3 protein-coding genes are annotated in these 7,086 nt (G+C 54.7%); all 3 read right to left on the bottom strand.

Going from position 1 to position 7,086, the window contains the following annotated elements; genetic code table 11:
* Positions 1-1,919 (bottom strand): glycosyltransferase family 2 protein (locus tag B3F49_RS00520; RefSeq protein WP_293908522.1); only part of this gene is annotated, 1,919 nt, incomplete at its 3' end.
* Position 1,920: 1 nt separating this feature from the next.
* Complete coding sequence (locus tag B3F49_RS00525) at positions 1,921-3,909, bottom strand: response regulator (protein ID WP_293908504.1); 1,989 nt, start codon at positions 3,907-3,909, stop codon at positions 1,921-1,923.
* Positions 3,902-7,048 carry a hypothetical protein gene (locus tag B3F49_RS00530; RefSeq protein ID WP_293908505.1) on the bottom strand — a complete coding sequence of 1,049 codons (3,147 nt, stop codon included), beginning with the start codon at positions 7,046-7,048 and terminating at the stop codon, positions 3,902-3,904. Before B3F49_RS00530 ends, B3F49_RS00525 begins: the two co-directional genes overlap by 8 nt.
* Positions 7,049-7,086: the final 38 nt, after the last annotated feature.

Here is a 7,086-nt window from a genome sequence, read left to right on the forward strand (position 1 = left end):
GAATCGGCGTCGATGCCGCAGAAGAACTGCTTGGTCGCTGCATTGAGTCCCAAGTTCAATGAATCGGCCTTGCCGCCGTTGACCTTGTCCACCACGACCAGGTTGGGGATGTCCTTGTTCTTGTAGATGCCCCTCAGAGAGCGGGTCCTCAGTCGTTTGGGAACCAACTGGTCACGCTTCTCCAGATTGAAGTAAGTGATCAAAGTCTGGAGCGTCGTGTCCTTCGAGCCATCGTTGACGACGATGAGCTCAAAGTCGGGATACTGTTGATTGAGCAGGCTGTTGGTGCTCTCGATGATGTTGGCGGCCTCGTTGTAGGCCGGGGCGATGATGGAGACCGAGGGAAGCAAACCTTTGGTGAAAAGCATGCGCTTGTCCTTCGCCCGCCAGAGGCGGTTCTGCACTCCCGCCGCTCTGAAGGAGATGAGCAGCATCACCAGGTAGATGGCATTGATCGTAATCGAATAGTAGACCAAGAAGTAATTGAAGCGAACCACATACAAGGACAAAAACTCTTTGAATGTCAGGTCAATGAGGTTGGGCAGCTCGGAGAGGACGATGATCAAGGGGAAGATCAAAAGGGTGAGAATGAGCAAAAGGATCAGGGTCAACCGCTGGGGTTTCTCCTGATGGGCTTGCACAGCAGGCTTTGCCGTCTCCGGCTTGGAGATGTTCAGCGTCTGATAGACAGCGGGGTGCAGATAGGCAAAGAACAGTAGCTTGAGTTGCTTGCTGTGCTTGGCAAGGTTCCTGACAAGGGCGACCAGCTGCTGCTGCTTGTGGATGTTGCTGTTGGTGTTGAGAAACTGCACCAAACCGCTGACCAGCTGCTGCTGCACCAAGCTGGAAACCAGGTTGGTCAACTGCTCGTCCAAATCACCTTGATAGGCGGTAAGCAGATAGGTGAGGCGGTTGTCCAACACCTTGGCCAGCACTGCTGTCTCACTCTTGTTGCGTGTTGTTTCAAAACGCGAGAGAAAGTCCTTGAGCAGGGTCGGGTCCTTGTAGGCCATCTCCGAAAGGCTCTGGACCAACTGGTCGCGTGTACTGGAATATTTGCTGTATGCCAGGAGGGAAGGGATGTACCGCTTGTCCCCGATGCGAGCATATGCTCGTATTACATAGCCCATTGTAGATTGGAAGGGGCTTTCCAGAAAGGCGGGCTTGATCAGCTCTTGGGGGAAATGCAGGCACAAAGCATAGAGGGCGCTTTTTCGGACCAGGATGTTCTTCCCCTGTGCCTGGCGGATGAGGTAGGGCTTGAGCTCGTCGGTGGGAAATTGTGCAGCGTATTCACAGATGAGGAGCCCGAGGTAGCTGCGGTCGACGGCAAGCCGCTTTTTCAGATAGGGGAGCAGCAGAAATTCGTAGCTGATCAAGAGGGAGCGATACCGGCCTGCCATCCAGGGCGTCGCTCGACGCAGGCGTCTGAGCATGGGAATGATGGCGCGCTTCTCTTTCACCCAGGAAAGGGCTTGGAACAGGTAGAGCACAACGACTTGGTTCTTTTCTTCAGCCAGCACGTGAAGGAACAAATTTCGGTAGGAGGGAAGGGCGAGCATCGGCTTGAGCTGAACGGCTGACTCAATCCGCCTGACGAAGAACGGGGAATGCAATCGTTTGGCCAGTGTTTTGACAACCTTCGAGTCTGAAAGATAGCTGAGAATCTGCTCATGGACGGCACTCTCCAGCTGGATGCTGTCGCTGAGCCTGCCGTAGAGCTTGAGCAGGGTGTTTGCTTTGAAACAGGAGAAGTCGGGCCTTTCTGCCTTCAGTTGGGAGAGAAAGAGGGCTTTAGCTTTGTCGAGCCTGCGTTTCCTGCTTGATCGTACCAGACGCAGGCTTACGATACCCAGCAGGACAAGCAGGTTGAGAGCCAATACAGCACCTGTCATCAAGATTGCGATATTGCCGGACATCTCAGGCCTCCTTCTCTGCAATGAAGTTGACCAGGCCTGCCAACTCATACAAGGCCAACGGACGGGCAAGGAAGTGCTGGATACCCAAGTCGAAAGCCCTTCTGACCGTTTGCTCCTGCTTGTTCGCCGACATGAGTATGAAGGGAATGCCTGCAGTAGCAGGGTTGCGCAAAAGCTCCTTGCGCAGTGACAGACCGCTGAGCTTGGGAATGAGCAGCTCGCACAAAACCAGGTCCACCCCTCCTGCAAGCACGAGTTTTTTCGCTTCCAGGCCGTTGTCTGCGACCAGGACACGATAGCGCTCCTTCTCCATGGTCTGCTTCAAAAGGTCCCGGGAGAAGGATGGAACATCTACAAGGAGGATGGTGAAAGCAGAACGGCTGCCTGCTTCGCTAGTCGATGTGTATACGATGCTACCCGCTCCCTTCTTTCGTGCAAGCCGCAGGCGGAAGGCGGCCGTGTTGTTGATTTCAGCCGCCATCAGTGCTGCATCATCTTTCTTGCGCTCGTCGATCTCATCAGAGTGAACGATTCCCATCGAGACGGTGATGGGAACGATGAAACGGTCTTCCTCTGCAATCAGGGTGCCCAGTTTCGCAGCGCGCTCAATGGCCTGCTCTTTTGTCAGGGATGTGCACAGGAGTGCGAACATCCCTCCGGTGATGCGGCAAACCTGCACATTCGGCTCGACGCTCTGCAGCAACAAGTCAGAGAGAATCCTCATAGTCCGGTCGCCTTCGCTGCTGCCATAGTCGAGGTTGATACGTTCCAGGTTGTCAATGCCCAACACCAGCGAGACGACCGAGCCGCCGCCCTCAAGCTCCTTGAGCAGGAATGCCTGATGGAACTCCTTGTTGTAGAGAGCAGTCACCGGATCGCGGTACATGCTCTCTTCCAGGCCCTTGAGCTTCTTCTCCAAATCCTTGAGCTCGGCATCCTTCTCCTTGATTGTGCGCTCGGAACTGGCGATGAGGGTTGCGAACGCCGTAGGTATGACAAGGTCGTACTGTTTTCCCAACAGTTCCACCAATGAGGAGATGGAGGACAGGTATTCCACTCCTCGTTTTTGTTCCAGAAAGGAGTAAAAATCCTCCCACATCCGTTCCTCGGGGACTGTAGTCTTGGCGATCTTCCGCTTTTTGATGTTCAGGGTGAACGGTGAGTTTTCAAAGGTTTTCCGGATTTCCTGCTCACCGTAGATGGTGACCAAGCGCAGGACCACTTGGTCGAGCAAAGACCGGACTCCTCCTTCCAAAGGAAGATTGAGTTGCTTGGGTTGAAGGAACAGACCGCACTGCATGGTTTTGAGGGTTTCAATATGCTGTTCGACATTCTTGTCGATGACCGATCCGTGCTGCGGACAGATCAAGCGGATGGGGTAGCTTTCCAGGCTTTCCATGGCAGATGCAAGAATATCATGGCTGGGCATGTAGACTTCATGGAAGGCCTTCATGCCATCGAGGTAGTTCTCATCGGCATAGAGGTGCCAATCGGATGTGATGGAGCCAAAGAGATCACCGCTGATCAGAGCCTGCTGTTCGGGCAGATAGCTCATGATGGAGCCTGGGAAGTGCAGGTAGGGGCCGAAGATGAAGCCGATTGAGGTTTTGGCATTCAAGCTGTAGGAATACGTGTGATGATTCACTAGATAGAAAGGACTTCGAATGCCGTAGTACTGGATGAGCAGAGCCGCCCGCTCATGACAGCATATCTCCCCTTTGAAGCCTGCGTTCTCAAAGAATGGGATGGCTGAACACAAGTCGGGGTCCTGATGACTGCAGACGATGGCTTTCAGGTTGGAGAGTGGGAGCAGGCTCTTGGTTTTCTCCAGAACGACCTGGGCATCAAGTACCGACCCCGGGTCGAAAAGTATGCCAAGGCCATCCTTGATGAACAGATAGGGATTGCACTGCAAATGCTGATGAGTGGTTTCTGAGCCCACCCACCACAAGCCTTGGGCAACCTCGACGGGTTTGGTAAGGTCAATCATCTGCTCTCTCCTTGGCAAAATATGCCTTGAGCAAGTCATAGCTTGCCTTCATTCTCTGCTGGTAGACCGGTTGGTTCCATCCCGGCAGCACAAGGGTCGCCGCCTTTGGGGCATCAATTACAGTTTGCCCGACGGTATCGACAACCACAACACTGACCACCAAGCCGTCGGTTGTCGTGGTAGCTATGTGGTCCCGAAGCGGGTCGCTGTAGTAGGTTCTCTCATCGTCAAGCACTTGGGCAGACGATACATCACTGACATTGATGCGAGTCCAAGGGATGCGTACGGAAAGTGTATTCCCTTCCATCTTCCAGTGGTTGGTATTTCCTTCCAAGCTACCGAATCTCAAGATGCTTGCATCTTCGTACCTGGGACGGATCACCGTCCCGTCCAGTAGTTTGCGCTCTTTGTTTATCAGTTTGAGCATTGGTTCAAAAAGACCGTCGCTCTTCAAGATCGGGGAGGTGCTGAACCGGTAGGTGGTGTAGTTCGCCTCCTTGAGGGCGAGCAGGCGGGACGATTCAAAGGAGTCGAGCACCACCACATACTCCATCCCCGAAGGAGCGGTGTGGTCGAGCTCGGGGGTGTACCTTATTTCCCCCCGGTCGCGATACAGCGTATCGATGCCGATCAGCAGCTGCTCTCTTCCAAGATTCAGGGGACGATCAAGGGTGATGTCGATATGCAAGAATGAGGCATCGGAGCGCACATCCATCTGTCGCACCAAGGCCTTTCCGACCGAGGTGGCTCCGCTTCGGCTGGGTTTGACCGCCTCATAGGCAAGGATGCCGTAATTCTGCTCGGGATCGATGGCGTTGTGCCACAGTATCTGGCGGTCATAGGGGACCATGTAGGGTTCGGTGGTCCATGTCTTCTTGGCCCACTCGTCCATCCATTCGAAGATGATGCCGCCGCTGTACCCTTCCCGCTGCATGGCCTCAAACATGCGGATGATCGCCCGAGCCTGCTCTTCCTCGGTCAAGCCTCCATGGTGGTAGCCGTCGGGGCTGTAGTGGGCGTTGCCCATGCCGGTGGCGATGCCGAATTCTGCAACCACAGCCGGGTATTTCTGATGGCCTTCCATGAAAGCCTTCAGATAGCCGCCGTAGCGAAGCCGTCCTTGTTCATCCTCATAGTCATTGAAGGAGGGTTCGTTGTTCATGAAATCGGGATAGTTGGGGTAGATGTGATAGGAACCGAAGAGCCCGGCTTGGTTGTCCTTTCCGACCAACAGGTGGTTGATGTTCACCGTGGTGCGATCGTTGTACTCTCTGATTTTCTCTCCGTTCTCATCGCGCTCCGACTCATGGACGAGGTAGTCCAGCGTAGGCCAGTTGACAATCGAGACGGGGTGCTGCCAACCATAGGTTGCCTCTTCGTAGGAGAGCAGGTAGTCGCAGCTTTGGGCGAGCCAACTTTCGGTGGGAGTGGCCTTTTCTGTCGTACTGATGTACCGGCCTGCAAAGCGGTAGCCGCTGTGGTTGATGTCGGTCTGCTCCACCTCGTGAGGTTCCAGCTCTCGTCCGACGAGGTATCCAAGCACATAGGAAGAGACGTCGGTTTCATAGACGCCGTAGGCCCTTCCCTTGCGCTCGGGGATGTCCGCCTTTCCATGAATCGCATCGACGACGTTGATGATTTCCTGTTCGAACGCTTTCTGATAAGCGGGTTCGAGGTAGTCGTGCCCCGGCGGCTCTTCCTCCGGCCAGATCTCCTGCAACAGATAGATAGGCCTATCCTGATGCATTCGGTTGTAGAGGCTGAAGGCTTGGTAGAACTGGGGATCGAGCAGGGTGTAGATGCGGATGGTGTTTACACCCAGCTCGCCCATCTGCTCAAGCCAGTGGTAGTACAGGCTCTTGTCCTGGGGGAACTCGGTGAACCAGCGTCCGGGCATGGCGGTGCCGAGGTTCATGCCGTAGACGAAGTAGGGCTCCCAGTTCCCTTCTCGGTAGAGTTCAAGGTTTCGGCCGTTGGTCCGGCTGATCATCCTGATCTGGCCGGTGGTTGCAACTTCACGTGCAAGGGGTGCGATGACCTCTGTCTTCCGTTGCAGGGCTTCCTTGAATATGGAGGTGAGCATGGGCATGTAGAACTTCCAGGAGAATACCCTCTCCCCGGTGGCTACAGCTTCAAGCAACGATGACAAGCCCTTGAGCCTGAATAAACTCAATGAGTGTTTGCTGTATGCCCAGTTGCCTCCCAGATAATAGGAACGATGGTTTGCGGTTTGCTTGAGCTGGACTGCAGGGAAGGTGGAGCTCAGGCCGAAGCGCTCAAGCAGCTGCTTTCCCTCCTCACTGACATCGAGGGTGTAGGTTGCAAGCACCTCGGTGCCCGCAAGCGGCTCGGTGATGTCGAAGAGAAGGCGGTAAGCCGTAGAACCGGAGAGTGCGAGGATGTCGGTTCCCAGTTCGGTGTATGAGAAGGTCATCTGCCCGGGTCCAAGCTCGATGCCGCTTCTCAGTACTACAATCTCATCGTCGGTGTTGTACAGGAGGACGCCGCTTCCCGTGTAATTCCAATGTGTGCTGTAGAGGTCGAGAATCCAGGAGGGTGTTTCGCCCTGCTTGGAAAGGTCATTGACGTACATGCCGGTCCAGCCGGTCCAGCGTGTGCCCAGTACCTCATACAGCTGTGCCTGTACATACGAGGGGGTTGGGGTTGCGAAGGTGTTGTACTCGGCGACGACGGTGCTGCTGGCTTCACGATTGAGGAATGCTTTGATCGCCTGCACATCCGAAGCACTGCTTCCTCCCCAAATGAGGTTGCTTTCTCCTTCGGCCAGCGTGCGGGAGAAGCCTTCACCGCTCTTGTACACCCCGTAGGTGTCGGCAATGTAGAGCAGGTCGGTCTTCTCATCCAAGGTCGAAAGGTCCCGGATTGGGTTATCTTCTCTCGGATGGTAGCCTAGATAGGTGGATTGTGTCCTGAAGGGTTTTCCCTCTTCGGTGGGGAATTTATTGTGGCTGAGAAACCATCCCAAGTTTTGATGCTGCTCGGCTTTGGCGGTTGCGACACTCTTGTCATAGACGGTGATTGCAAGGTTCGGTCTTGGCGTCAGCAACCACAACGCAAAGGGAAGGCTCAAGAGAACAAGAATGAGCAACAACAGCACCACAAGGACCAATGGCTTCATGCGCCCAGGCTTAGGAGGTTTCTTTCGCTTCATTGCAC

It is taken from the genome of Sphaerochaeta sp. UBA5836 (genome assembly GCF_002432845.1).
Taxonomy (GTDB): domain Bacteria; phylum Spirochaetota; class Spirochaetia; order Sphaerochaetales; family Sphaerochaetaceae; genus Sphaerochaeta.

Bases quoted from the DNA above. Each gene is read 5' to 3' on its own strand.
- B3F49_RS00525 (WP_293908504.1), bottom strand. From the start codon at position 3,909: ATGATTGACCTTACCAAACCCGTCGAGGTTGCCCAAGGCTTGTGGTGG.
- B3F49_RS00530 (WP_293908505.1), bottom strand. From the start codon at position 7,048: ATGAAGCCATTGGTCCTTGTGGTGCTGTTGTTGCTCATTCTTGTTCTC.